The organism is Flavobacterium sp. FlaQc-57 (assembly GCF_044007395.1).
In the GTDB taxonomy this organism is placed as follows: Bacteria; Bacteroidota; Bacteroidia; order Flavobacteriales; family Flavobacteriaceae; genus Flavobacterium.
Map to the genome: position 1 here is coordinate 1,083,710 of NZ_JBIPDA010000002.1, position 24,925 is coordinate 1,108,634.

Below are 24,925 nucleotides of genomic sequence, written 5' to 3' on the forward strand. Positions count from 1 at the left end.
AACCTTATTTTTGCCATTATGATAAACCCTTTCACAGACGAATACTTCATGAAAAAAGCTTTGCAGGAAGCTGAAATGGCTTTTGAAAAAGGCGAAATCCCTGTTGGAGCCGTGATTGTTGTTGCAGATAAAGTAATTGCACGAAGCCATAACTTGACAGAATTACTGAATGATGTTACGGCTCATGCTGAAATGCAGGCGATAACGGCAGCAGCCAACTTTCTTGGCGGAAAATATTTAAAAGATTGCACACTTTACGTAACTCTTGAGCCTTGTCAAATGTGCGCTGGTGCTTTGTATTGGAGTCAGATTTCTAAAATTGTTTTTGGCGCACGTGATGAACAAAGAGGTTTCATGACTATGGGTACAAAATTGCATCCAAAAACCACTGTAGTTTCTGGAATTATGGCCAATGAAGCTGCTGATTTAATGAAACGTTTTTTTGTTGAAAGACGTAAATAAGTCTTCTTAAATTTAGTCTGAAAAAATAATTTGACCTAAAGAATTTTCCTCTTAAAATATTTAGAAAAATATTATACATTTACTACAATATAATTGGTATTTCGTTAGTTATGCTTTTAACAACGAAATGTTAAAATGTTCTTGTTAGTTTCTATAATTTGTAACCATTAACTCTAAATAAAAGTGAAAGCAAAAGGATTAGTTCTCGTGTTTTGTGTGTTTTTTATTTTTCAATCTTGCGGCAGAAAATCAGCAGCCGATTTCAATTCCGATTTTTCATTATTTAAAGAGTATATAGTCAGTTTCACGGGGGGAATAGTCTCGTCGGAATCTGATATTCGGGTGGTTTTGGCATTCGATAAAAAAGAGTGGAAAGCCAATCAGGTTTTAGACAGCGATTTGTTTGATATTTCTCCTAGCGTCGACGGAAAAGTGGTAGCACTTTCTCCTAATACAATTGCATTTATTCCCGAGAAAAAATTAGAACCAGGGACAGAATATCAAGTTACTTTAAACTTAGATAAGCTGATTACACTTCCAAAAGAGAAAGAAAAAATACTTTCAGAATTTAACTTTACGGTCAAAACCATAAAGCAGGATTTTACCATTAATACAGCTGATATTCAGTCGTACAGCAAAGAGTATCAATATTTGAACTGCGTTCTAAAAACTGCGGATAATATTGATATCGAAACGGCAAAAAAGCTAGTCGAAGCAAAACAAAAAGGGAATAATCTAAAAATTAAATTCGAAAAAAAATCGGGTTCTAGTAAAGAATTCAATTTTATAATTGACAGTATTCAGCGCTATTCTGAAGCAACAAATCTGGAGATATTATATGACGGAAGCGACTTTGATATTGATCAGAAAGGTCAAATTGATGTTCCAATTACGAATATAAACGAATTTAAAATCGTAAAAGTTGAAGTTCCGGATGGAAGCAATCAATCGGTTTTGATTAATTTTTCTGAACCTCTTGAAAAAGGACAAGATTTTAAGGGATTGGTTTCGATTCAGAATGCTAATAATTTGAAATTTTCAACTCAGGGAAATTTATTGAAAGTTTATTTTAACAATGAAAAAACGCCTATTAAAAAGGAAGTTGCTGTTTCTGTACCGGTAGAAGAAACAGCTGTTTCACTGGTAGATTCTACAACAGTTGTGGTAGACAGCGCAGCGGCAGTTGTTGATGATGCTGTAGAAGTAGTTCAAAACGAAGAACCAGAACCGGAGCAAATTTTAGCCGGTGATTTATTAGTCGAAGTTTTTCAGGGAATTGAAAGTCAGTACGGGAAAAAGATGGACTCAAATTATACTGAGAAAATCACTTTTGACCAAATAAAACCAAGCGTTCGTTTTATAAAAAACGGAACTATTCTGCCAAGTTCTAATAATTTAAAACTAAATTTTGAAGCCGTAAATTTAAGCGCCGTTGATGTAAAGGTGTACAAAATTTACAAGAATAATATCTTGCAGTTTCTTCAATATAATGAATTAAATGGCAGTCAGAATCTTAAGAAAGTAGCGCAGCCAGTTGCAAAAACAACTTTAAAGTTAAACGAAAATAAACTCGTAAATCCGAGTAAATGGAACACCTATGCTTTAGATTTATCTAAAATAATTACGCCAGAACCTGGTGCGATTTATAGAGTAGAATTTGTTTATAAAAAGAAATATTCTTTGTATAAATGCGAAACATCAGAAGGAGATCAAAATGATGAAGAGGATGAAGATGTTGATGAAAATGATGTAAACTACAGTGGCAACTCTTACGATGATTATTATTACGACGATTACGAGTGGAGAGAAAGTCAGGATCCTTGCTCTGGGTCGTATTATTACAATGCCAGAATTGCGACCAATATTTTGGCAACAGATTTAGGTGTAATAGCTAAAAGAGGTGAGAATAAATCGTATTTGTTTGCCGTAAACAATATTGTAACTACAGAACCAATTTCCAATGCAAGAGTAGATTTATATACCTATCAGCAGCAAAAAATTGCAACTGCGGCTACAAGCAGTGAAGGAATTGCTTCATTTCAGCTAGACAAATTCGCCTATTTTGCTATTGTTTCATTAGGAAATCAATCGACTTACGTAAAGTTAGACGACGGACTATCGTTGTCTGTAAGTAATTTTGATGTTGCCGGCGAAACCTTGCAAAAAGGCCTGAAAGGATTTATTTATGGAGAACGTGGCGTATGGCGTCCGGGTGATAATTTGTATTTGTCTTTTATCTTAAATGATGCGTCGAATAAATTGCCAAAATCACATCCAATTAAATTTAGACTGAATGATCCAAACGGAAAAACAGTTTATCAGACGATTCAAAAAACGAATGAATTAAATCATTATGCTTTTACAGTTCCAACAAGTGCAGATGCGCCTACAGGAAATTGGGAAGCGATGGTAAGCGTTGGTGGCGCTAAATTTTATAAAAGCATTAAAATTGAAACGATTAAGCCAAATCGTTTGAAAATTAAAAACACTTTCTCTAGAAAAACACTTTCATCTTCATATCCAAATACAAGTAATCTAGAAGTGACTTGGCTTCACGGCGCAATTGCTAAAAATTTGAATGTAGAAATGCAGGCGAAGTTTTCTCAACAAACCACAACTTTTAAAGGTTATGAGAAATTTAGTTTTGACGATTTAGTACGTCAATTTAGTACAGAAGAAATTAGTGTTTTCTCTGGGAAATTGAATGAATATGGGAAGGCTTCAGTAAACATTCAGCCAAAATTACAAGGTCAGGCGCCGGGAATGCTTCGCGCTTCATTCATTACAAAAGTCTACGAAGAAGGAGGAGATTTTAGTACCGACGTGATCTCGACAACTTATTCACCATACAAAACCTATGTGGGAATAAAATCACCCGAGCCTAATAAATATGGCATGTTGGAAACAAGAACCAATAATCGTTTTGAGATTGTAACTGTTGATGAAAATGGACGACCTAAATCAGTAAGAAACCTTGAAGTAAAAGTTTATAAAGTCGAATGGCGCTGGTGGTGGGATGCTTCAAGTGATAATTTATCGAATTATAATTCGTCTAATGCGACCACATCATACAAAACATTTATCGTGAATACCGACTCAAACGGAAAAGGATATGTTCAGTTTTCGTTAACCGATGAAGAATGGGGACGTTATTTAGTACGAGTTTCAGATAATACAGATGGTCATGCAACAGCATTGACCGTAAATATTGACTGGCCAATTTGGTCAGGAAAAACACGAAACAGAGATGCTTCTACAGCAAATATGCTGGTTTTTTCTACAGATAAGAAAAACTACGCAGTAGGAGAAAAAGCGCAGATATCTTTCCCTTCAAGTGAAGGCGGCCGTGCTTTAATTTCTATTGAAAACGGATCAAAAGTAGTACAGACGATTTGGGCAAAAACTCAAAAAGGAGAAACAAAAGTTGAAGTTCCTATAACTGCTGCAATGGCTCCAAATGTGTATTTTAATATCACATTATTACAGCCACACGCTTCAACTAAAAATGATTCGCCTATTCGTATGTACGGAATCGTTCCGATAGAAGTTGTAGACAAAAACACCATTTTGGCACCAACGCTTTCAATGCCTGATGTTTTGAAACCAGAACAGACATTTAATGTAAAAGTTGGAGAAAAAACAGGGAAGGAAATGACTTATACTATTGCTGTTGTTGATGAAGGTTTATTGGATTTAACCCGTTTTAAAACACCAAATGCATGGGATAGTTTTTATGTTCGTGAAGCTTTGGGGGTTAAAACATGGGATATTTACGATGATGTAATAGGAGCTTACGGCGGAAAAATAAATCAGATTTTTAGTATCGGTGGAGATCAGGATTTAGGCGGCGGAAAAGCGAAAAAAGCAAACCGTTTTAAACCTGTAGTGTTGTATTATGGACCTTTTAAATTAGAGAAAGGGCAAACCAAATCACATCAATTAAAATTACCAAAATATATTGGTTCTGTTCGAACTATGGTGGTTGCCGGCGATGCAAATACAAGCGCTTACGGAAGTGTCGAAAAAGCAACTCCGGTAAAAAGTCCGTTAATGGTTTTGGCTTCATTACCAAGAAAAATTTCGCCTTCAGAAAAAGTAACCATTCCGGTTACGATTTTTGCAACAGAAAATAATATTAAAAATGTTTCCATTCAGATAAAAACAAGCAATGGATTAAAAGTGATGGGAAGCGCAACTCAATCGTTGACATTTGCTCAGCCTGATGAAAAGATGGCATATTTCAATTTAGTTGTAGGCTCTGCGACCGGAATTGCGAAAGTTCAGGTTGTTGCGACTTCTGGAAAAGAGAAATCAGTTTATGATGTCGAAATCGATATGACGAATCCGAATCCGGTTACGAATACTTTTACAGATGTGATTTTGCCTCCAAACAGTACCAAAACGATTTCATGGAAAACCTTTGGAGTTGAAGGAAGCAATAAAGCAAGATTAGAGGTTTCGTCAATGCCAACCATGAATTTGAACGGTAGATTGCAATATCTAATTCAATATCCGCATGGATGTGTGGAGCAAACGACCTCTTCGGTTTTTCCACAGTTGTATTTAAATGATGTGGTAGATTTAGATGCGACTCGTAAAGCTCTTATTCAAAAAAATATTACTGCCGGAATTACCAGATTAGGAAGTTTTCAATTATCAAACGGAGGCGTGGCTTATTGGCAAGGCAACACAATTGCTGATGATTGGGGAACTTCATATGCGGGACATTTCTTGATTGAAGCAGAGAAAAAAGGATATGTTTTACCAATTAACTTCAAATCAAAATGGATATCTTATCAACAGAGAGAAGCGAAACAATGGCGTTTTGAGCCTAAATATGGTAATGATTTGGCGCAGGCGTATAGATTATACACTTTGGCTTTAGCCGGAAATGCCGATTTATCTTCGATGAACAGATTACGTGAAACTAAAGGTATTTCGAACGAAAGTAATCTGCGTTTGGCTGCGGCATATGTTTTGGCTGGACAAAAATCAGCCGGATTGAATTTGTTCCTGCACAGTAAAATTGAAGATGAGTCAAGTAATTATAATTATTACTATTATGGTTCAAGTGCAAGAAACAGAGCTATGGCTTTAGAGACAATGTTGCTTCTAGGACAACAACAAAAAGCATTTGCGATGGCTACAAAACTAGCCAAAGAAATGTCAAATAATGAGTGGATGAGCACGCAAACAACAGCTTACTGTTTGTATGCGATGTCAAAATTTGCAGTTAGCAATGGTCCTAAAGGAATTAATATTCAGTTTAGCAAAAATGGAAAAGGAGAAACCATAAATACACAAAAAACAATTGCTGATAGAAGTTTGGTTGTTCAGGCTGGCGCTAATAGTGTTACTCTGAAAAATCTTAAAAAGAATACGGTTTACGTTCGTGTTTTAAATACGGGAATCTTACCAATCGGACAAGAAAATGCGATTCAGAGTAATGTTTCGGCTGCTATTGTTTTCAAAAATAGAAAAGGAAGCGTTATTAATGTATCTAAAATTAGCCAAGGAACCGAGTTTATTGCTGAGGTTACCATTAGAAATCAAAGAAATGAAAGTGTTCAAAATGTGGCTTTGTCGCAAATTCTTCCTTCAGGATTCGAAATTGTAAATACTCGTTTTACGGATTATGGAGACGCAACAAATAATATTGCCGACTATATTGACATTCGTGACGACAGAACTAATTTCTATTTTGGAATGAAAGCGGGCGAAACAAAAGTGTTCAGAATTCTGCTTAACGCATCGTATTTAGGAAATTATTATTTACCTGGATTGCAATGTGAAGCAATGTATGATAATACTTTCTTGGCCAGAACAAAAGGATTCTGGGTTGAGGTAGTGAAATAAAGTTTTTCATAGTTTACGTATCCTAACAGGTTTCTAAAACCTGTTAGGTATTTATATGAAAGGTTTATGGTAAAAAATAAAATTGAGTAGAGATTAAAAAGATACCTAACAGGTTTTTAAAACCTGTTAGGATAATAAAAAATTAAAAGTAATAATTTAAAAAAGCTTATTGAAGGTGAAGAAGGATTTTTTAGAAGCTGGGCAATATTATCATATTTATAACAGAGGAAACAACAAGGAAAATATTTTTATAGAAGAAAAAAATTATAGATATTTTCTTGAAAAAATGAAGAAATATATTTTGCCAATTGCAGATGTTTACGCTTACTGTTTACTGAAAAATCATTTTCATATTGTTCTTAGAATAAAAGATAAAGTAGACTTACCTGAAAATTTAAAGGCAAAAATTCATTTACCATTTTCTAATTTATTCAATTCTTATTCAAAAAGTATTAATAAAGCCTATAATAGAACTGGAAGCTTATTTCAAGAACATTTACAGAGGAACAGAATAGAAAATGAAGATTATTTAAAACAGTTAATTATTTATGTGCATTTGAATCCTGTTAAACATAAATTTTCAGAGTATTTTGAAACGTATTTACATTCATCATATCGTTCGTTTTTATCTGATAAGTCAACAAGTATTGATAGAGATTATATCATTAATTTGTTTGAAGGATTAAAGAATTTTAAATTTTGTCATGATGAAAGAAGAATTGTTTATGAAGGAATAATGAATGATATTTATCTAATGGATGAATAAAAATATTGAAGTTATTTATCCTAACAGGTTTCCAAAACCTGTTAGGTATGATTGTTAAATAGAAGGGAAGTTTTTATTGGGGATCAAAATAAATACCTAACAGGTTTTGGAAACCTGTTAGGATATGAAAAAACGATACAATTACTTTGAAAAATAAATTGATAGCGTTCCTACAACGCATTATAAATTGGGTAAAAAAGAATAAAATAAAATCAGCAATTGCATTTCTGCTCTTGCTGATTTATTATTTTTCATTACCTCGAACTTTGTTTCAGGAGCCTTATTCTACGGTTATTGAGAGTAAAGAAGGAGAATTGTTTGGGGCGAAAATTGCCAGAGATGGACAATGGCGATTTCCTGCACAAGACAGCGTACCTGATAAATTCAAAAAATGTATTGTCTATTTTGAAGACGAATATTTCTACAAACATCCGGGATTCAATCCTGGAGCAATGGTAAATGCTTTTAAACAAAACAGAAAAGCAGGAAAGGTCGTCAGAGGTGGTAGTACGCTGACACAACAAGTTATTAGATTGTCTCGAAAGGGAAAAGGAAGAACATATTTTGAAAAAATTATAGAAATTGTTCTGGCAACAAGATTAGAGTTGGGTTATTCTAAAAATGAAATTCTGGAAATGTATGCTGCTCACGCGCCTTTTGGTGGAAATGTTGTTGGACTTGAAATGGCTTCGTGGCGTTATTTTGGTGTACAATCGAATCAGTTATCCTGGGCTGAGAATGCTACTTTGGCAGTTTTACCTAATGCACCAAGTTTAATTTATCCGGGGAAAAATCAGATAAAATTATTGAATAAACGAAACCGACTTTTGCTGAAATTACATCAGGAAGGAATAATTGACAAACAGACTTACGATCTTTCGATTGAGGAACCATTGCCTCAAAAACCATATGATTTGCCTCAAATTGCACCTCATTTATTGCAGCGAGTTGCTAAAAGTGAAGAAGGAACACGTGTAAAAACGACTGTTGATTATGCTTTGCAAAATAGAGTCAATCAGATTGCAAAATACTACTACAATCAATACAAACAGAATGAAGTACATAATCTCGCGATTTTGGTAATTGATGTTTCAAACAGAAATGTCTTGAGTTATGTGGGTAATGCTCCAACAGATAAAGATCATCAAAAAGATGTTGATATAATTGATGCGCCAAGAAGTACAGGAAGTATTCTGAAGCCTCTTTTATACGCTGGAATGTTAGATGATGGTGAGATATTGCCAAATACTTTAGTAGCTGATATTCCGACGCAAATTGCGGGTTATACACCACAAAATTTCAATTTAACTTTTGACGGCGCTGTTCCTGCGCATCGGGCTTTGTCACGATCGTTGAATATTCCAGCAGTTTTAATGTTACAGGATTTTGGAGTAAATAAGTTTTACGAAGAGCTGCAAAAATTCAAATTAAGAGATATTAATAAAACGCCGGATCACTACGGATTGTCTCTTATTTTGGGCGGTGCCGAAAGTAATTTGTGGGACCTGTGCAGAACCTATGCAAATTTGTCTTCGACTGTAAATTATTACACTAAAAACCAAGCAAAATATCGAACTAAAGAGTTTACTGAGTTAAATTATAAGAATGATTTTGAGCCTGATTTTGGTTCAGAAACCGATCAGAAGAACATTGTAGGAGCAGGATCAATTTGGTTAACCTATAATGCAATGGAAGAAGTTAACAGGCCGGAAGGTGATGAAGCCTGGAAATTTTATGACAGTTCATTGAAAATTGCATGGAAAACCGGAACAAGTTTTGGAAATAGAGATGCTTGGGCAATTGGAACAAATTCAAAATATGTAGTAGGTATTTGGGTTGGGAATGCAACCGGAGAAGGAAGGCCAACTCTAACCGGAGTTACAAGCGCCGCACCAATTTTGTTTGATGTTTTTAATTTATTGCCAAGGCAAAAGTGGTTTCAAACACCTTATAAAGATTTAGAAGAAGTTGATGTTTGTCGTTTAAGTGGTTATTTAGCAAAAGAAGATTGCCCAAAAATAAAACAATGGGTTTCTAAAAAAGGAAAATCTACGGCGGTTTGTCCGTATCATAAAAGAGTACATTTAGATAAAACAGAACGATTTCAGGTCAATAGTAGTTGTGAAAGTGTAGATAATATTGTGACCAAAAGTTGGTTTGTACTGCCTCCGGTTATGGCTTGGTATTACAAAAGTCAACATATTGAGTATTTGCCTTTGCCTCCGTTTAAAGAGGATTGTCAGGGAACGCAAACCACCACAATGGATTTTATTTACCCGAAAACGAATAGCAAGATTTATTTAACGAAGAATTTTAATAGTGAAGTTCAACCGGTAATTTTGAAAGTTGCCTATTCTGAAAGAGATAAAGAACTGTTTTGGTATGTTGATGATGTTTATAAAGCAACCACAAAAACGTTTCATGAATTGCCAATTACGCCAACTTCAGGCACACATTTTATTACGGTTGTGGATGCTTTTGGGAATGAAATTAGGAGGAAAATTGAAATTGTGAGGGAATAAATGATGAAAGAAATTCCAATTTTTTAATCCCGAAGCTTCAGGACCAAATTCCAAAGATTTGATTGAAGAATTATGTTTTGTCTGGCTGAGCGGAGTTGAAGCCCACTTTATATTATTTAATGATATATCACAACGTTTTGTTATTTCGACCGAAGGGAGAAATCACACAAGGAATTCCGCAAACAGAAATTAATCTTTGTCGATCTCCTAGTGTGATTTTTCCCTTCGGTCGAAATGACAAAAAAACTTCTTATGAAAACGAATGCCTAGTCCAGATAGGAGCGGTATCCTTTTTCTGGCTTCTTTAGTCAGGAAAAGATACAAGCGTATAGCTGGAAATTGCTTCTAAATAAAATTATTGTCGCGAATTTTTAAAAATTAATTCGTGGAAAAAAAAGCCATAAAAAAAACCGCCAATCTTTCGAGAGGCGGTTTTGATTTTTTATTCTGAAATAACATTTCCTTTTTTATCATAGAAATGGTATTCTAAGTACGTGTAAGCGTCACGAGGTATGATTTTCACCCATTTCTTATGTTCAAAAAACCATTTTGAACGTAAGGATGGAAAACCTTGACTGAGGTATGCAGCCACAAACGGATGTACATTAAGTACAACATTCTTGTGGGTTTTTAAAAGTCTGTCTAAATCAGATTTGATTCTGTCAATGATTAAAATTGGCGCTTCAATTTCGCCATGTTCATTGTTTGGATCTTCTTCTCTAGTTTTAATATTAACTTCTGGTCTTACGCGTTGTCTGGTAATTTGAACTAAACCAAATTTACTAGGTGGTAAGATTTTATGCTTTGCTTTATCGTCGCTCATTTCTTCTCGCAAGAAGTCGAACAAGACTTTCCTGTTTTCAGGATTCGACATATCGATAAAATCAACTACGATTATTCCGCCCATATCACGCAAACGAAGTTGTCTGGCAATTTCAGCGGCAGCAATCATATTTACTTCCATGGCAGTGTCTTCTTGATTAGTCGCCTTATTCGAACGATTTCCACTGTTTACGTCTATAACGTGAAGAGCTTCAGTATGTTCAATAATAAGATATGCGCCTTTGCTCATAGAAACCGTTCTTCCAAATGAAGTTTTGATTTGTCTCTCTATATTGTATTTCTCAAAAATTGGAGTGTCATTTGATTGATAAAACTTAACAATCGATTGTTTTGAAGGTGCAATTTCTTGCAGATATTCCTTCGTTTGATGGTACAACTCTTCGTCATCTATCTGAATACCACTAAAGGTATCATTGAATACATCTCTTAATATTGAAGAAGCTCTGTTGAGTTCTCCTAATACTTTTGATGGATGATGAGCAGTTGGTAATTTTTTACACATTGCAGTCCATCTGCCAAGCAGGTTCTGCAAATCTTTTTCTAATTCGGCTACGTTTTTGCCTTCGGCTACTGTGCGAACAATAACACCAAATCCTTTTGGTTTGATAGATAGTACAAGTTTTTTTAGACGATCCTTTTCTTTTTTGTCTTCTATTTTTTGAGAAATAGAAACACGGTCAGAAAACGGAACGAGAACAATAAATCTTCCTGCCAATGAAAGCTCAGCGCTTATTCTTGGACCTTTGGTAGATATAGGTTCTTTTACAACTTGAACTAAAACAGATTGATTGGCACTTAAAATATCAGTAATGATGCCATCTTTGTCAATCTCTTTTTCAAACTGAAAGGTTTTTAGGGAGAAATCTTTTAATTTACCTGCGCTTACAAGTTTTATGAATTTCAGTTGGGAAGCTAAGTTAGGTCCTAAATCGTGATAATGTAAAAAGGCATCTTTTTCGAAGCCTACATTTACAAAAGCAGCATTAAGTCCAGCAACGGGTTTTCGTATTTTGGCAATAAAAATATCACCAACTTGAAAATTGCTTTTCTCTTCTTCTTTGTGTAATTCAATTAGTTTTCCATCTTTTAATAAGGCAAAATCTACGGCTTCAGAACTAGATCTAATGATTAATTCTTTATTCACACTGTAAATTTTTATCCAGACTTTTAGTTTCAGGTTTTAGGTTTCAAGTTTCAAGTTTTACAACTCATAACTCATAACTTTTAACTCATAACTGAATTGTAAGGATGGATTAAACAATATTTTTAACAGGTATTGAACCCGGGGAAAAGAAGATTAGTAGAGAATCGAGCAAAGAAAATAGATTTTGTCTAAATTCTTTTTTCTTTTCTCTCTTTAGTCTTTTTTTCAATTTCAATGAACGTTTAAAAAGAAAAAAGTAGTTTAAAACTACTTTTTCTTTTTGTGACGGTTAGCTCTCGCTCTTTTTTTACGTTTGTGAGTAGCTACCTTATGTCTCTTTCTTTTTTTACCACTTGGCATATCGTGTCGATTTTATGATTAATTAATAGTATTATTTTGCTTCGTTATTCGTTTTTACTCCTTCTACAAAAACTTTTGCAGGTTTAAAAGCAGGAATGTTGTGTGCTGGAATTTTGATAGTGGTGTTTTTAGAAATGTTTCTTCCAGTCTTTTCAGCTCTAGTTTTCACTATAAAACTTCCAAATCCTCTTAAGTAAACATTGTCTCCAGTTTCTAATGAAGTTTTAACTTCTTCCATAAAAGTTTCTACTGTTGCTTGAACATCTCCTTTTTCAAGACCTAGTTTCTCTGAAATTTTCGCTACGATATCTGCTTTCGTCATTTTCTTTCCTATTTTATTTTATAAATGGTGTACTATTTTTTTGAGTTTGCAAATATAGGAATTAAAAAAATAATTAATCAAGCTAATTCGTTAAATTTTAATTACATAAACATTTACTTTTGTATTCTAAGTATTTTGCAATGAATTTTTCTAACATATTGATAAAATGGTATTTACAAAACAAACGTGATTTGCCATGGCGAAAAACGACCAATCCATACCATATTTGGCTCTCAGAAATTATGTTGCAACAGACTCGAGTTGCACAAGGAATGCCATATTTTTTTGCTTTTACGGAGGAATTTCCTACGGTATTTGATTTAGCAAACGCCTCGGAAGAGCAGGTTTTGAAACTTTGGCAGGGATTAGGGTACTATTCTCGTGCTCGAAACTTGCATAAAACAGCTCAATATATCGCAAATGAACTAAATGGTGCTTTTCCTGATACCTATAAAGACTTGTTAAAATTAAAAGGTGTTGGTGAATATACCGCGGCAGCAATTGCTTCTTTTTCTTATAATGAAGTAGTTCCTGTTGTTGATGGAAATGTATTTAGGGTTCTTTCGCGTTATTTTGATATTGAATCTGATATTTCGTTGCCTGCTACAAAAAAAGAATTTTCAGAACTGGCCTACGAAATAATGCCAAAAGACAGTCCTGCAATTTTTAATCAGGCGATTATGGAGTTTGGGGCTTTGCAATGTGTACCTAAAAGCCCTGATTGTTCTATTTGTTGCTTTAATGATAGTTGTGCTGCCCTGCAAAAAAAGAAAGTGGCTGTTTTGCCTGTAAAGTCGAAAAAATTAAAAGTTACGAATCGATACTTTAATTATTTGATTCTGGAAGATGTTTTAGGGAATACTTTAATTCATAAAAGGACCGCAAAAGGTATCTGGCATAATTTATATGAATTCCCTCTTTTTGAAAGTACTGAAATTATTGGTTTTGATATTGTTTCTAAAGCAGTTAAAAATGATGTTTTTCCTTCCTATACTATACTAAGTGTAGAAGAGTGTAATGAAACTACTGTAATTCATAAACTTTCGCACCAACATCTTCATATTCAGTTTTGGAAAGTTAGAATTGCAGAAGTTATTGTGAATGGCTTGAATTTCAATGACTTGAAAATTTTTCCTTTTCCGATTGTGATTTATAATTTTATTGAAAAGCAGGAAATAAATTGCTAAAAAAATGTATCTTTGGGATAAATACCACTACTAAATTATGAACGGAACATTAAATAAAGTGATGTTAATTGGCCATTTGGGCGATGACGTAAAAATGCATTATTTTGATGGAGGAAACTGCATTGGGCGTTTTCAGTTAGCTACAAATGAGGTTTATATTAATAAAACTACTAATGAAAAAATAACTTCGACCGAATGGCATAATTTAGTTGTTCGTAATAAAGCTGCCGAAATTTGTGAAAAATACCTTTCTAAAGGCGATAAAATATATATCGAAGGACGCATAAAATCAAGACAATGGCAAGCTGAAGATGGCACTACAAAATATACAACTGAAATTCAGGTTACCGAGTTTACTTTCTTGACTACCAAAAAAGAAACTGGAAATCATAAGCCAAATAGCGATTCAGAATCCGTAAAAAATACTAACTTTGATGCGACGAATGAAGGCTTGCCGATTAATGATTTGCCTTTTTGATTGTTTAACTAATCTTTTTTAATTTGGACCCAGAGCCCAGTTTATTTTTTGCTACAACTTTAGACATCAATTTAATAATTGGTTTTGTCGGAATATTTATTTTGCTGTTTTTATCAGCAATTGTTTCAGGTGCCGAAGTTGCACTTTTTTCTTTATCCCAAAAAGACATAGACGAAACACTACAGGAAAATGTTTCAAAAGGGAAAATTATTTCTAATCTTTTAGATAAACCTAAGAAACTTTTAGCAACATTGCTAGTAGCCAATAATTTTTTCAATATCGGGGTCGTTATTTTGTTTTCATTTATAGGACAAAATATTTTTGCGAACATTAGTTCTCCGGTCCTTAAATTTATTCTCGAGATCATTGTCGTTACTTTTTTAATCTTGTTATTTGGAGAAGTTTTGCCAAAAGTTTACGCCAGTCGAAATAATATAAAATTTGCAAAGCGCATTGCATACCCAATGGCTTTTTTAGATACAATACTATCGCCAATAAGTTTACCTATGCGTAGTGTTACCTTATATTTGCATAATAAATTAGGGAAACAAAAAAACAGTTTTTCAATAAATCAGCTTTCTCAAGCGCTGGAACTTACAGATTCTGAAGGAACTTCAAGTGAAGAACAAAAAATTCTGGAAGGAATCGTTTCTTTTGGAAATACAGATACCAAGCAGGTTATGAGTCCGAGAATCGATATTTTCGCCTTAGAAATATCTGAATCTTTTGCCGGAATCTATCCCAAAATAATAGAAAAAGGGTTTTCAAGAATTCCGGTTTACCGTGATAATATCGATCAGATAGAAGGAGTTTTATTCGTTAAAGATTTATTGCCTCATATTGACAAAGAAGAATTTGACTGGACGACTTTAATTAGAGAAGCATTCTTTGTCCCGGAAAATAAAAAGCTGGATAATTTATTGAAGGATTTTCAAAGCCTGAAAAGTCATTTAGCTATTGTGGTTGATGAATACGGAGGAACTTCCGGATTGGTTTCTTTAGAAGATGTTATAGAGGAAATAGTTGGAGATATTAGTGATGAATTTGATGATGAAAATTTAAACTTCTCACAAATTGATGAAAAGAACTATCTTTTTGAAGGAAAAATTAATTTGAAAGATTTTTATCGAATTATCGATGTTGACGAAGATGTTTTTGAATCAAAAAAAGGTGAAGCCGAAACGTTGGCAGGTTTTATTTTGGAGATTTTAGGTAATTTTCCGAAAAAAGACCAGAAAGTAGCTTTTGAAAACTGTGTTTTTACTATAGAAACAGTCGATAAAAAGCGTGTAAAACAAATAAAAGTAACAATAGATTAAAATGTTAAGAAAAACAATTTCAATAGCGACGATTTTACTGGCATTGACTGTTTTAAGTTGTAAAGATGATGTAGTTCCTAAGCCGTCCGGGTTCTTACGTTTAGATTATCCGGAAGCTAAATATGTTAGTTTTGAGAATAATTGTCCGTTTAGTTTTGAAATGAATGAAAACGCTGTTATCAAAGGCGAAAAAAATTGCGGATTTGCAATTACTTACCCTAAAATGAAAGCGACGATATACCTGACTTATAAACCTGTAAATGGTGATATTAATAAGTTGCTTAAAGATGCTCAGAAATTAACTTATGAGCATGTTATTAAGGCAGATGATATATTAGAACAGCCTTATTTAAACCCGCAAAAAAAGGTTTACGGTATGTTTTATCAAGTTGACGGAAATGCGGCTACAAACTCTCAATTTTACGTTACAGATAGTACAAAGCATTTTATAACAGGATCAGTATATTTTTATGCAAAGCCAAATTTCGATTCGATTATGCCGGCGGCGAGTTATATCAAAAATGATATGCAAAGACTTATGGAAACATTGAAATGGAAATAAAAAAGGAACCCAATTTGGATTCCTTTTTTATTATAAATTTCTGTAGTTTATGTGAACGATACGTTTATGTTAAAGAAGGGATAAAGAGGAAATATTTTTATTATAGTGCTTTGCAACAATATTGTATGATAATAAAAGTAAAGTTGTTATCAAGCTAAACGGAACTGAAGGCCATATAGAAAATGACTTGAAAAATGGCGCTAACAAAAATATAGTTGATATCGAAAACATAATCCAACTAAACAATGTTTTATTGATCATCGAGGATAAAACATTTTGAATTAAGACTACCTCAAAGAAAATAAGAATAACAAAAGGTAGTATTTTATCTGTTATTTGTCTTTCATTTTCTGAAACAAATTTTGCTTCTGTAAATTTCAGCAATTCTACAAAAATAAAATAAATCAAAGTTTGAATTAGAGTTAGTATGATTCCAAGAATGAAAACTCGTTTAAGCATAAATTTAAATTTTACATTTTCAAACAAATATAAATTAAAAAAGGAATCCAATTTGGATTCCTTTTTTAAAAATTAAATCTCAAATTAAGACTTAAAATTCGAAACTTTATATGTTTTTCCGTCTCCAGTTTCTTGAACAACTTTCGTTAAAGATTCTGGATTTTGGATTGTTTTATCAAAACTTACAGTTGCAGTTTTTTTATCAAAATCAACAGTTGCTTTTTCAACTCCGTCAAGATTCGATAATTCTTTTTCGATAGTTTTTGCACATCCCATAGCACAAGTCATTCCTTCGATTTCGAAACTTGCAGTTTGTAAATTTTCTGCAGCGATTGCTTTGTGTTCCTTTGGGGCTGATGTTTCAGTTTTTATATTCGCTAAGTTTTTATCCTCTTCTTTTTTACAGCTTACAAATGCTAAACTTGCTATTGTTACAGTAGCTATGATTTTTGTGAATTTCATTATAGATGATTTTAATTTACAAATAGTGTTCTTTGCAAAATTAATAAAAAGGAAGAGGTCAGTTCGTAAAATTATTACAAATTTGCAGTAAAATATGATTTATGGATGCAAAACAATTAAAATGGGCTTATTTACTCGTGCTTTCGCTTATCTGGGGAAGTTCTTTTATTTTAATAAAAAGAGGTTTAGTTGGTTTAACAGCTGTTCAGGTTGGGTCATTCAGGATTATTTTTGCAGCTTTATTTTTATTGATAATAGGCTTTAAAAGCTTGAAGAAAATTTCGCGTCGTCAATGGAAATTTGTTGCCATAACGTCATTTTTTGGAACATTTACTCCCGCTTATCTTTTTGCAATTGCCGAAACTCAAGTCGATAGTTCGATTGTGGCTATTTTAAATTCGCTTACACCTTTAAATACTTTAGTGTTAGGAATTCTTATTTTCGGAATTCAATTTCAAAAACGACAAGTTTTAGGTGTTTTTGTTGGTTTAGTAGGTTGTCTTTTACTGGTTTTAAGTGGTGCATCGGCACATCCAGGGCAAAATTATTATTATGTTGTTTTGGTTGTGATTGCTACGCTCTGTTATGCGATCAATGTCAATTTGATTAAAAAATATTTATCAGATTTGAATTCGTTAAGTATTACAACAGGAAATTTTGCGGTTCTTCTTTTACCTGCAATAATTATTTTAAGTACAACTGATATTTCTCAAAGAGTAAGTCTGGAAGCAACACAACATTCTATTTTATTTGTAATGATTTTGGGTGTTTTAGGAACCGGAATTGCAAATGTTTTGTTCTTTAAATTAATACAAATGTCCTCACCTGTGTTCGCAACATCGGTAACCTATTTAATTCCGATAGTCGCCTTTTTCTGGGGATTATTAGATAATGAAATGCTAACGCCGATTCAGTTTTTCGGTGCTTTTATTATTTTAATTGGGGTTTATTTATCAGCTAAAAAATAAAGAGCTCAGTCTGAGTTTTAACGCAAAGTTGTCATTTCGACGAAGGAGAAATCACACATAAAACTCGACAAAGATCGGTAGTTTTACTCTATGGAATTCCTAGTGTGATTTCTCCTTCGTCGAAATGACATATATTGTGTTTTAAACTTTGACAATGTTCTTAGAAATATTTAAAACTTTTTTGTTTTTTTCAGGAGCTAATCCCGTTATCCGTTTCAATCTTTTGTGGCTCCCGAAGCCTCGGGACCGCCACAAAAGGATTTCCACTTCTATCGGGGCTAGGACAATCATTTTCTTATAAATATTTTCGTTAAGTTTGTTGTTTCGTATTTGTTAATAAAATAAATGTTGTCAGTGTTTTAGATAAAATGTATTTGTTAATCGCATTTATTTAATAGAATATATTTTGTAGTTATTTTCGTTCTTTTTTGTATCTTTACTGTCCTAAATGCAAAAAAAAATGAACTCAAAAAATTTACCCGTGTGGTATGGTGGCGGTATTGGAAACAACTGCAACGCTCTTTTTGCAGCGTAGGACACCTAAGTTATGCGGGTTCTTATTTCCTAAACCTAAATGCAAAAATTATGAGTACAAACACCCTTTCAAAGGAAACAGAATTGAAGTTAAGTGATTTTTTCAACAATTCAATTGATCCAAAACTTATGGCAAAAACAATTCGAAAAGTAAATTATTTACTTGCCTTAAGTGTAATGCGAGAATCTGAAATTCTTGAAGCTGAGAAAATTAGTCTTGAAAATGGCTTTTATTGGCTGAATGAATTAGCAGAAATTTTAAATCCTTATTTAGATTCTGAATGTTAAACAATAAAGGCTGTCGTAATCGACAGCCTTTATTGTTTTTTCAGATGTCAGCCTGAGCAAATTCGAAGAGCGATCCAATTGGAACGGGGCTTCGACTTCGCTCTGCCTGACAAACAATGAGCGGAAGTATTGTGCATAAAAAAAAGCTTTGTCAAAGTGTTTAAACTTTGACAAAGCCTTGAAAAAATCTTAGTATATCAGTGGCTTAGCGACTCAGAACCTTTGTCACTTTGAACCTCTGCACTTTTGAATCTTCCTATAAAAAATCTGCATCAGAAACTCCTTCATTGATCTTGATGTCAGACATTTTTATGTCTAATTCAAAACCAACATTCTGAACTAAATTAAAAGGAACTTTCACGCCTTTTACTTCTTTATAGTCATTAAAGTTTGTTATTTGAGTTGCTGATTTTCCTGCTTGCTCACGAACTTTAGACTCAGCTACTTTTAAGCCGGATTTAACATCGTAGTAATAAGTTGTTTTGCCGTCTTTTATTGCATAAGCATCGCTTCCGTTAATTGGTTCGATTGCATCAATTTTAAGATCGGTTCTTTTGCTTAATTGTAACTCTTCAAATGGAGCAGCATTTGCTTTCATATCTGCAAGATCTGCACCTTCAAGATTTTTACGTTGTCCTTGTTGTTCGATGTAAGCGCCTTTTTCGTTTACAACTTGTTTCATTAAATTCATGGTTCCCATAGCAAGAGATACCATCATTTTTCCTTTTGAATCTAATTTAGAAGTAAAAGTCAATGGAGTAGGAGCTTGCGGAATTGTAGTACTTCCTGTCATTGCAAGTGTTTTTACACTTGATACGGCTTTTTCTCCGCCAATTGCTTTTAGGTAATTTTCAAAAACAGTTTTTGCTGTAACCCCGGCTGGAGCTTCTTTTTTAGTAGCTGGTTTTTCAATCGGATTTCCGTATTTGTCAAAATAGTAAATTGGAATTTGAAGTTTCTCTAAACCAGAAATAACATCAGAACCTTTTCCTGCAATTACAATTCGCATATTGTCCAATAAAAAATATTTGTTGGCAACGCGATAAATATCGTCTGCGGTAACACTGTTTATTGTTTGAATGTATTTTTCGTAGAAATCAGCAGGAAGTTTTTCTGTTTCAATGTTTAAAGCGTAACGTGCAACTGTTTGTGGTTTTTCGACCTGCATTACAAATCGACCAATATATCCTGCTTTTACATTTTTCAAAACATCTTCAGATACTTTTTCAGATCTGATTCTTTTGATTTCTTTTATAAATTGAACTACAGCGCTATCTGTAACTGTGTTTCTAACAGCAGATGAAGCTTTGAATTTAGTAACATATTTTCCGCTTCCAATGTTTGAGCTTGCGCCGTACGTCCACGCATGTTGCTCGCGTAAATTCATATTAAGGTAGCTGTTAAAATCTCCTCCTAAAATTTGATTTGCAATTACTGCAGGGAAAAAATCAGGATCGCTCATTTTTAGATTTACAGTGTTTACTAATGAAATTTCAGATTGAACTGCATTTGGAACATCTACAAAATCAATTTGAAGTTTAGAAACATTCTCCGGATTAGGATATGTATTTTTTGGAGCAGCTTGTTTTTTCCATCCGCTAAAAAGTTTTTCTACAGCTGCTTTTGTTTCTTTGAATTTAACATCTCCAATAATCACTAAATAAGCATTTTCAGGAACAAAGTAAGTTGCGTAATTTGTCTGAACATCTGCAAGAGTAACGTTTTTTACAGTTTCTTCAGATAGATATTCTCCGGAAGGATGGTTTTTTCCAAAAGCTAAAACATCAACCACACGATTTGCAATTGCTGGAACACTTTTTTCATCGGCTTTAAGACCTTCTAGCAATTTAGCTTTTTCCTTTTCAAATTCAGTTTGAGTGAAGTTGGGTTGAAGAGCGCCTTCGGCCAAAAGTTCAAGAACACGTCCTGAATATTTAGAAAGTGAGCTTGCGTAAGCGCCAGATGACGAGAAATTAATGTTTGCACCATAAAAGTCAATTTCTTCATTAAAGGCTTCTTTGGTCGTTTTTTTAGTTCCGTTACCAATTAAGCTGCTGGTTAATTCATCGACACCTTTTTTATTTCCTTCGGTAAAAGGAGCATTATCTAAGGTTAGATTAAAGCTTACTCTTGGTAATTTATGATTTTCTACCACCAAAACCTTCATTCCATTTGCCAAAACAAAAGTTTGCGGTTTCTTGATGTTGACTACTGGCGAAGGGCCTGGTTTTGGTTGTGGACGATCTTGTGCTTGCATAATTCCAGTTAGGAATAAAAGGATTAAAAATGTATGTATTTTTTTCATGATTCGATAGTCTTAATTTTGAGCTTTTGTTGAAGGAATATAATCTAAAATTAAACGTTGGTTCGGATTTAAGTACTTTTTGGCTACTTCTCTGATTTCTTCTCTTGTAATAGAGTGGTAAAGATCAATTTCAGTGTTAATAAGATTTACATCTCCATAAAGTAAATAATAAGAAGCCAGGTTTTCAGCGATTCCCTCTACACTAGCGTTTGCATTCACAAAATTATTGTCGAATTTATTCTGTAGTTTTTGATAATCTTTTTCAGAAATCAAGTCGGTTTGAATTTTTACAATTTCTTCATCCATTTCTTTTAAAATGTCTGCAGTTGTGTTTGGTGCCATTGGCAAACCATACAAAATGTACATTCCGTAATCTTCCTGACTAAAACCAACGGCTCCAATTTGAAGTGCCATCTTTTTATCATCAACTATTTTTTTGTACAATTTAGAACTTTTTCCATCACTTAAGTAAGATGAAATTAGGTCTAGAACTCTTGCGTCTCTCGTTTTCATCGATGGAGTTCTGTACGAAGCGACTACCATCGGAATTTGAATATTTGGATCTTCGTAAGTTGCTTTTATTGTTTGGTTTATTGGCTCTTCAATAAAAGTTTGTTTTTTTACTTCTTCTCCTTTTGGAATTGGAGCAAAATATTTCTGAATCCATTCTTTTGTTTTTGCTTTATCGAAATCTCCGGCAACTACTAAAACGGCATTGTTTGGTGTGTAGAATTTTTTATTGAAAGCCTGAAACTCTTCAAGAGTTGCAGCATCTAAATCTTTCATTGAACCAATCGTTGTCCAGCGGTACGGATGATTTTTGAACATGTTTTTTTTAACCTCCGGAAGTATGTTTCCGTACGGTTGATTATCATAACGCATTCTTTTTTCTTCTTTAACTACTTCGTTCTGGGTATCAACACCAATTTTGTTGATTACCGGATGCATTAATCGTTCAGATTCCATCCATAAACCAAGTTCTAAACTGTTTGAAGGAAAGACTTCATAATAATAGGTTCTGTCGTCAGTTGTATTTGCATTGTTTACACCTCCGTTGGCAGTAACAATTTTCATCCATTCGCCACGTTTGATATTTTGAGTTCCTTCAAATAATAAATGTTCAAAGAAGTGTGCAAAACCAGTTCGGTCAGGACGCTCGTCCTTTGAGCCTACATGATACATTACTGAGGTTATTACAACCGGAGCAGATGGGTCATTGTGTAAAATAACGTGCATACCGTTATCTAAATTGTATTCTTCAAAAGCTACCTTTTGAGCGTGAGCCACTCCGCCGAGCATTAGTGCTGCACTTAACATCATTATTGAATTTTTCATAAAGATTAATAAATTTTATATTTACCTAATAAGTAGGTAGCTAAGAGTTGATTATCGTTACACCAAAAATAACTTTTTTTAATCATGATTTTAAGATCTATCCGGATTTTCATCAATATTTAACAGTATTTTACTTCTAAACCGTTTATGATATGCTGTAAAACGCCTTGAAAAACAGACTTTAAGACGAAATAAATATTTTTAGAATTAGAGATTGCACAGTAAATTATTAATTGTATATTTGCAACCTTAAAAATCAATAAATCAATTTGGTATGTATGCAATCGTAGAGATAGCAGGGCAACAATTTAAAGTAAGCAAAGACTTAAAGGTTTACGTTAACCGTTTGACTAATGAAGAAGGTTCAAAAGTTTCTTTTGACAAAGTTCTTTTATTAGACGATAATGGAAATGTAACTTTAGGCGCCCCAGCTATAGAAGGTGCTTCAGTAGAAGCTAAAGTGTTACAACACTTAAAAGGAGATAAAGTTATCGTTTTCAAAAAGAAAAGAAGAAAAGGATACAAAAAGAGAAATGGTCACAGACAATATCTTACTCAAATTGTAATTGAAGGTATTACTGCAGCAGGAGGAACTAAAAAAGCAGCGGCTAAAAAAGCAGTTGTAGCAGAAGAAGTAGCTACTGAAGAAGTAGAAGCTCCTAAAGCGAAAAAAGCAGCTCCAAAAGCAAAAAAAGAAGCTACTAAAGAATAATAACAATATTTAAACTCATACGTCATGGCTCACAAGAAAGGTGTCGGTAGTTCGAAGAATGGTAGAGAATCAGAATCAAAACGTTTAGGCGTTAAGATTTTTGGAGGTCAAGCTGCTATTGCTGGGAACATCATCGTTAGACAAAGAGGTTCAAAACATAATCCAGGTGAGAACGTTTACATTAGTAAAGATCACACACTACACGCAAGAGTAGCTGGAGTTGTTAAGTTCCAAAAGAAAAAAGATAACAAATCTTATGTATCTATTCTTCCATTCGAAGCATAATCATTAGATTACTTATTACAAAACCCGATCTGAAAAGATCGGGTTTTTTGTTTTTATCATTTAATCCTATAAGTTATATAAGAAAATTTAAGTTTGCTGTGTTTTGTTATTTGTTCAAAGTAGAGTTAATTGTGTTTATTTTGAACCAATTCAGAAAACCGTGGAGAGAAAAAAAAATTACCACGGAGAACGCAAAGTTTTTAAATGTTAAGTTTAGCAAAAAACACATCCCGAAGCCTCAGGGCCCAAAGCTTTGCGTGCTTAAATTGTGTAAACACAGCTTAAATCTTAGCGAACTCTGCGAAAAATCTTTGCGCTCTTTGCGGTAAAAAAAGTAGTGAGTTTTGTTTTTGTTGTTGGAAATTGAAATTTTACGACCGTATTATTTGTATTTTTGATTGGATTAATACATTATAAGCCTTGAAAAAAATAGTTTTACTTTTATTTCTTTTCTGTACAAGCCTATTCGCAAAAGAAATTCATTCTGCTGAAAAAGTAGTATCATTAAACGATTCTCAAAAAAAGATTTTATACGAGTTTGCTATTCTTCAAAAAAGCGGCTCCGACGCTAATACTTATTGGCAGCAACATAAAAATCAGTTTTCTGCAATTAATGATTCGGTAAGAGATCAATTGGCAAATGAAATTTATGTCAATTCCCATATCGTTTATACTCCTGTAAAAGATTCTGCAATTCAATTGTGGATGCAGACACAAACGCTTACTAATTGGATGTTATATTTGGCTGCTTTTACTGCAATATGTGCTATAATTGGTTTGTTGCGCAATTATTGGAGCTCGCTTATCGATATTTTAATCAGGCAATTTGCACCAGTGTTCAGGCTTTTGTTCTCTGCAATTTTATTAACCTATGAATTATTCATTCTTGGAGTTGTCTGTATTATTGGCGGATGTTATATAGAAGAAATGACCTTACGTACCGTAGTAATTCATGTAGGTTTATTTTTGTTGTGGAGTCAGTCTACGGCAATTTTTACTCAGAAATATTTAGTGAAGAAATATATTTTTGAAATACGAAATACTTTCTGGGGAAGCAATAAGTGGGAAGTAGTAAAAACAATTTGTCTTCCTGCTATTATTGTTACAATCGCTCTTTTGTACGTGTTGTATAAAATTCCGGGAGATGTATTATACAATTATGAAATTGTTGTATCTGGTATGGCAATTCTTTGTGCTTTGCCTTTCTGGCGTACATTAGACAAGTATTTTTGCCGAATTCTTATTCCGTATAAAGATACTTATATCGAAAGAAGTATTTATTCCCTTGCAGCCTGTGTTGTTTTGGCAATTGCCATTGATGGCTTTTTTATAATACAAAATAATCCGCTTTTTTCTTATGTCATAATCGCTTTGACAAGTTTGCTTGTTATCTCTTTTCTGATTTTATCGCTTAAAGAAAATTTCAAACGCAATTATAAAAATTACTATTATATACAAATTATTATCATTCTCTTTCTTGTATCAGCGTTGTTTTATAGTTTTTACATTCATTCCGGTGAGATGATTTGGGCGTCTTTAGTAGGAACAAGTGTTTATATTGTTATAAAATATTGGGAAATTCCGACCTTCTTTATTAGTTGGAAAAGAAATAGAACATCTGCGTGGGGATTTTTAGGAATGGCCGTTTTATTGTGGTTATTGGCGAAAGGTATTTTGTATGTTTCGGCAATGTTGTATGTGTAGTTTGAAATAATAAGATTGCAAAAATAAACCTTTGTCAAAGTTTTAAACTTTA

Annotated in this window: 18 protein-coding genes; 13 read left to right on the top strand and 5 right to left on the bottom strand. The window is 33.4% G+C overall.

Annotated features, from left to right (window positions below):
- Nucleotides 1–18: 18 nt before the first annotated feature.
- The 4 genes from ACHRVZ_RS10610 (at nt 19) to pbpC (ending at nt 9,606) form a co-directional block, all read left to right on the top strand.
- On the top strand, nt 19–462 hold the full coding sequence (locus ACHRVZ_RS10610; protein WP_395422371.1) for a nucleoside deaminase: 444 nt from the start codon (nt 19–21) through the stop codon (nt 460–462).
- 183 nt (nt 463–645) lie between these two features.
- Nucleotides 646–6,318 carry an alpha-2-macroglobulin family protein gene (locus ACHRVZ_RS10615; protein WP_395422372.1) on the top strand — a complete coding sequence of 1,891 codons (5,673 nt, stop codon included), beginning with the start codon at nt 646–648 and terminating at the stop codon, nt 6,316–6,318.
- 175 nt (nt 6,319–6,493) lie between these two features.
- A complete protein-coding gene (locus tag ACHRVZ_RS10620) occupies nt 6,494–7,084 on the top strand; it encodes a transposase (protein ID WP_395422373.1) in 591 nt (196 codons plus the stop codon).
- A gap of 146 nt (nt 7,085–7,230) precedes the next feature.
- Nucleotides 7,231–9,606 (top strand): penicillin-binding protein 1C, encoded by a 2,376-nt coding sequence (gene pbpC, locus ACHRVZ_RS10625; protein ID WP_395422375.1) that lies wholly within the window; start codon nt 7,231–7,233, stop codon nt 9,604–9,606.
- A 442-nt stretch (nt 9,607–10,048) separates the two neighbouring features.
- Here pbpC and ACHRVZ_RS10630 read toward each other — a convergent pair whose 3' ends face one another.
- Both ACHRVZ_RS10630 and ACHRVZ_RS10635 read right to left on the bottom strand, forming a co-directional pair.
- Nucleotides 10,049–11,593 (bottom strand): Rne/Rng family ribonuclease, encoded by a 1,545-nt coding sequence (locus ACHRVZ_RS10630; protein WP_395422376.1) that lies wholly within the window; start codon nt 11,591–11,593, stop codon nt 10,049–10,051.
- Between the two features lie 391 nt (nt 11,594–11,984).
- Nucleotides 11,985–12,275, bottom strand: a complete 291-nt coding sequence (locus ACHRVZ_RS10635) for an HU family DNA-binding protein (protein ID WP_007805026.1) — start codon at nt 12,273–12,275, stop codon at nt 11,985–11,987.
- A gap of 140 nt (nt 12,276–12,415) precedes the next feature.
- Here ACHRVZ_RS10635 and mutY point away from each other — a divergent pair, with 140 nt between their 5' ends.
- Genes mutY through gldD form a run of 4 tightly spaced genes read left to right on the top strand, consistent with a single transcriptional unit; the run spans nt 12,416 to nt 15,821 of the window.
- Entirely contained in the window at nt 12,416–13,462 is a 1,047-nt protein-coding gene (gene mutY / locus ACHRVZ_RS10640; protein WP_395422378.1) for an A/G-specific adenine glycosylase, read from the top strand.
- 37 nt (nt 13,463–13,499) lie between these two features.
- Nucleotides 13,500–13,940, top strand: a complete 441-nt coding sequence (locus tag ACHRVZ_RS10645; protein WP_395422379.1) for a single-stranded DNA-binding protein — start codon at nt 13,500–13,502, stop codon at nt 13,938–13,940.
- Between the two features lie 23 nt (nt 13,941–13,963).
- Complete coding sequence (locus ACHRVZ_RS10650) at nt 13,964–15,259, top strand: gliding motility-associated protein GldE (RefSeq protein ID WP_395422381.1); 1,296 nt, start codon at nt 13,964–13,966, stop codon at nt 15,257–15,259.
- A gap of 1 nt (nt 15,260) precedes the next feature.
- A complete protein-coding gene (gene gldD, locus ACHRVZ_RS10655; protein ID WP_395422382.1) occupies nt 15,261–15,821 on the top strand; it encodes a gliding motility lipoprotein GldD in 561 nt (186 codons plus the stop codon).
- Between the two features lie 543 nt (nt 15,822–16,364).
- On the opposite strand, the gene ACHRVZ_RS10660 is transcribed toward gldD, so the two are convergent.
- Nucleotides 16,365–16,742: a heavy-metal-associated domain-containing protein gene (locus ACHRVZ_RS10660; protein ID WP_395422383.1), complete on the bottom strand. Its 378-nt coding sequence runs from the start codon at nt 16,740–16,742 to the stop codon at nt 16,365–16,367.
- Between the two features lie 101 nt (nt 16,743–16,843).
- Between ACHRVZ_RS10660 and ACHRVZ_RS10665 the strand changes: the two genes are divergently transcribed.
- Together ACHRVZ_RS10665 and ACHRVZ_RS10670 are read left to right on the top strand one after the other, a co-directional pair.
- Nucleotides 16,844–17,710 carry a DMT family transporter gene (locus ACHRVZ_RS10665; RefSeq protein WP_395422384.1) on the top strand — a complete coding sequence of 289 codons (867 nt, stop codon included), beginning with the start codon at nt 16,844–16,846 and terminating at the stop codon, nt 17,708–17,710.
- Between the two features lie 585 nt (nt 17,711–18,295).
- Complete coding sequence (locus ACHRVZ_RS10670; protein ID WP_395422385.1) at nt 18,296–18,532, top strand: hypothetical protein; 237 nt, start codon at nt 18,296–18,298, stop codon at nt 18,530–18,532.
- A 256-nt stretch (nt 18,533–18,788) separates the two neighbouring features.
- Here the strand turns inward: ACHRVZ_RS10670 and ACHRVZ_RS10675 are convergent, their stop codons facing one another.
- Both ACHRVZ_RS10675 and ACHRVZ_RS10680 read right to left on the bottom strand, forming a co-directional pair.
- The gene (locus tag ACHRVZ_RS10675) at nt 18,789–20,837 is read right to left on the bottom strand and encodes an insulinase family protein (protein ID WP_395422386.1); all 2,049 of its coding nucleotides are present in this window, start codon (nt 20,835–20,837) and stop codon (nt 18,789–18,791) included.
- Nucleotides 20,838–20,849: 12 nt separating this feature from the next.
- On the bottom strand, nt 20,850–22,172 hold the full coding sequence (locus ACHRVZ_RS10680) for a M16 family metallopeptidase (RefSeq protein WP_395422387.1): 1,323 nt from the start codon (nt 22,170–22,172) through the stop codon (nt 20,850–20,852).
- Nucleotides 22,173–22,446: 274 nt separating this feature from the next.
- Here ACHRVZ_RS10680 and rplU point away from each other — a divergent pair, with 274 nt between their 5' ends.
- From rplU to ACHRVZ_RS10695, 3 genes are all read left to right on the top strand, one after another.
- Complete coding sequence (rplU, locus tag ACHRVZ_RS10685) at nt 22,447–22,884, top strand: 50S ribosomal protein L21 (RefSeq protein WP_194658520.1); 438 nt, start codon at nt 22,447–22,449, stop codon at nt 22,882–22,884.
- Nucleotides 22,885–22,908: 24 nt separating this feature from the next.
- On the top strand, nt 22,909–23,169 hold the full coding sequence (rpmA, locus tag ACHRVZ_RS10690; protein WP_017497241.1) for a 50S ribosomal protein L27: 261 nt from the start codon (nt 22,909–22,911) through the stop codon (nt 23,167–23,169).
- 420 nt (nt 23,170–23,589) lie between these two features.
- Nucleotides 23,590–24,873, top strand: coding sequence for a hypothetical protein (locus ACHRVZ_RS10695; protein ID WP_395422388.1), 1,284 nt, complete (start codon nt 23,590–23,592; stop codon nt 24,871–24,873).
- Nucleotides 24,874–24,925: the final 52 nt, after the last annotated feature.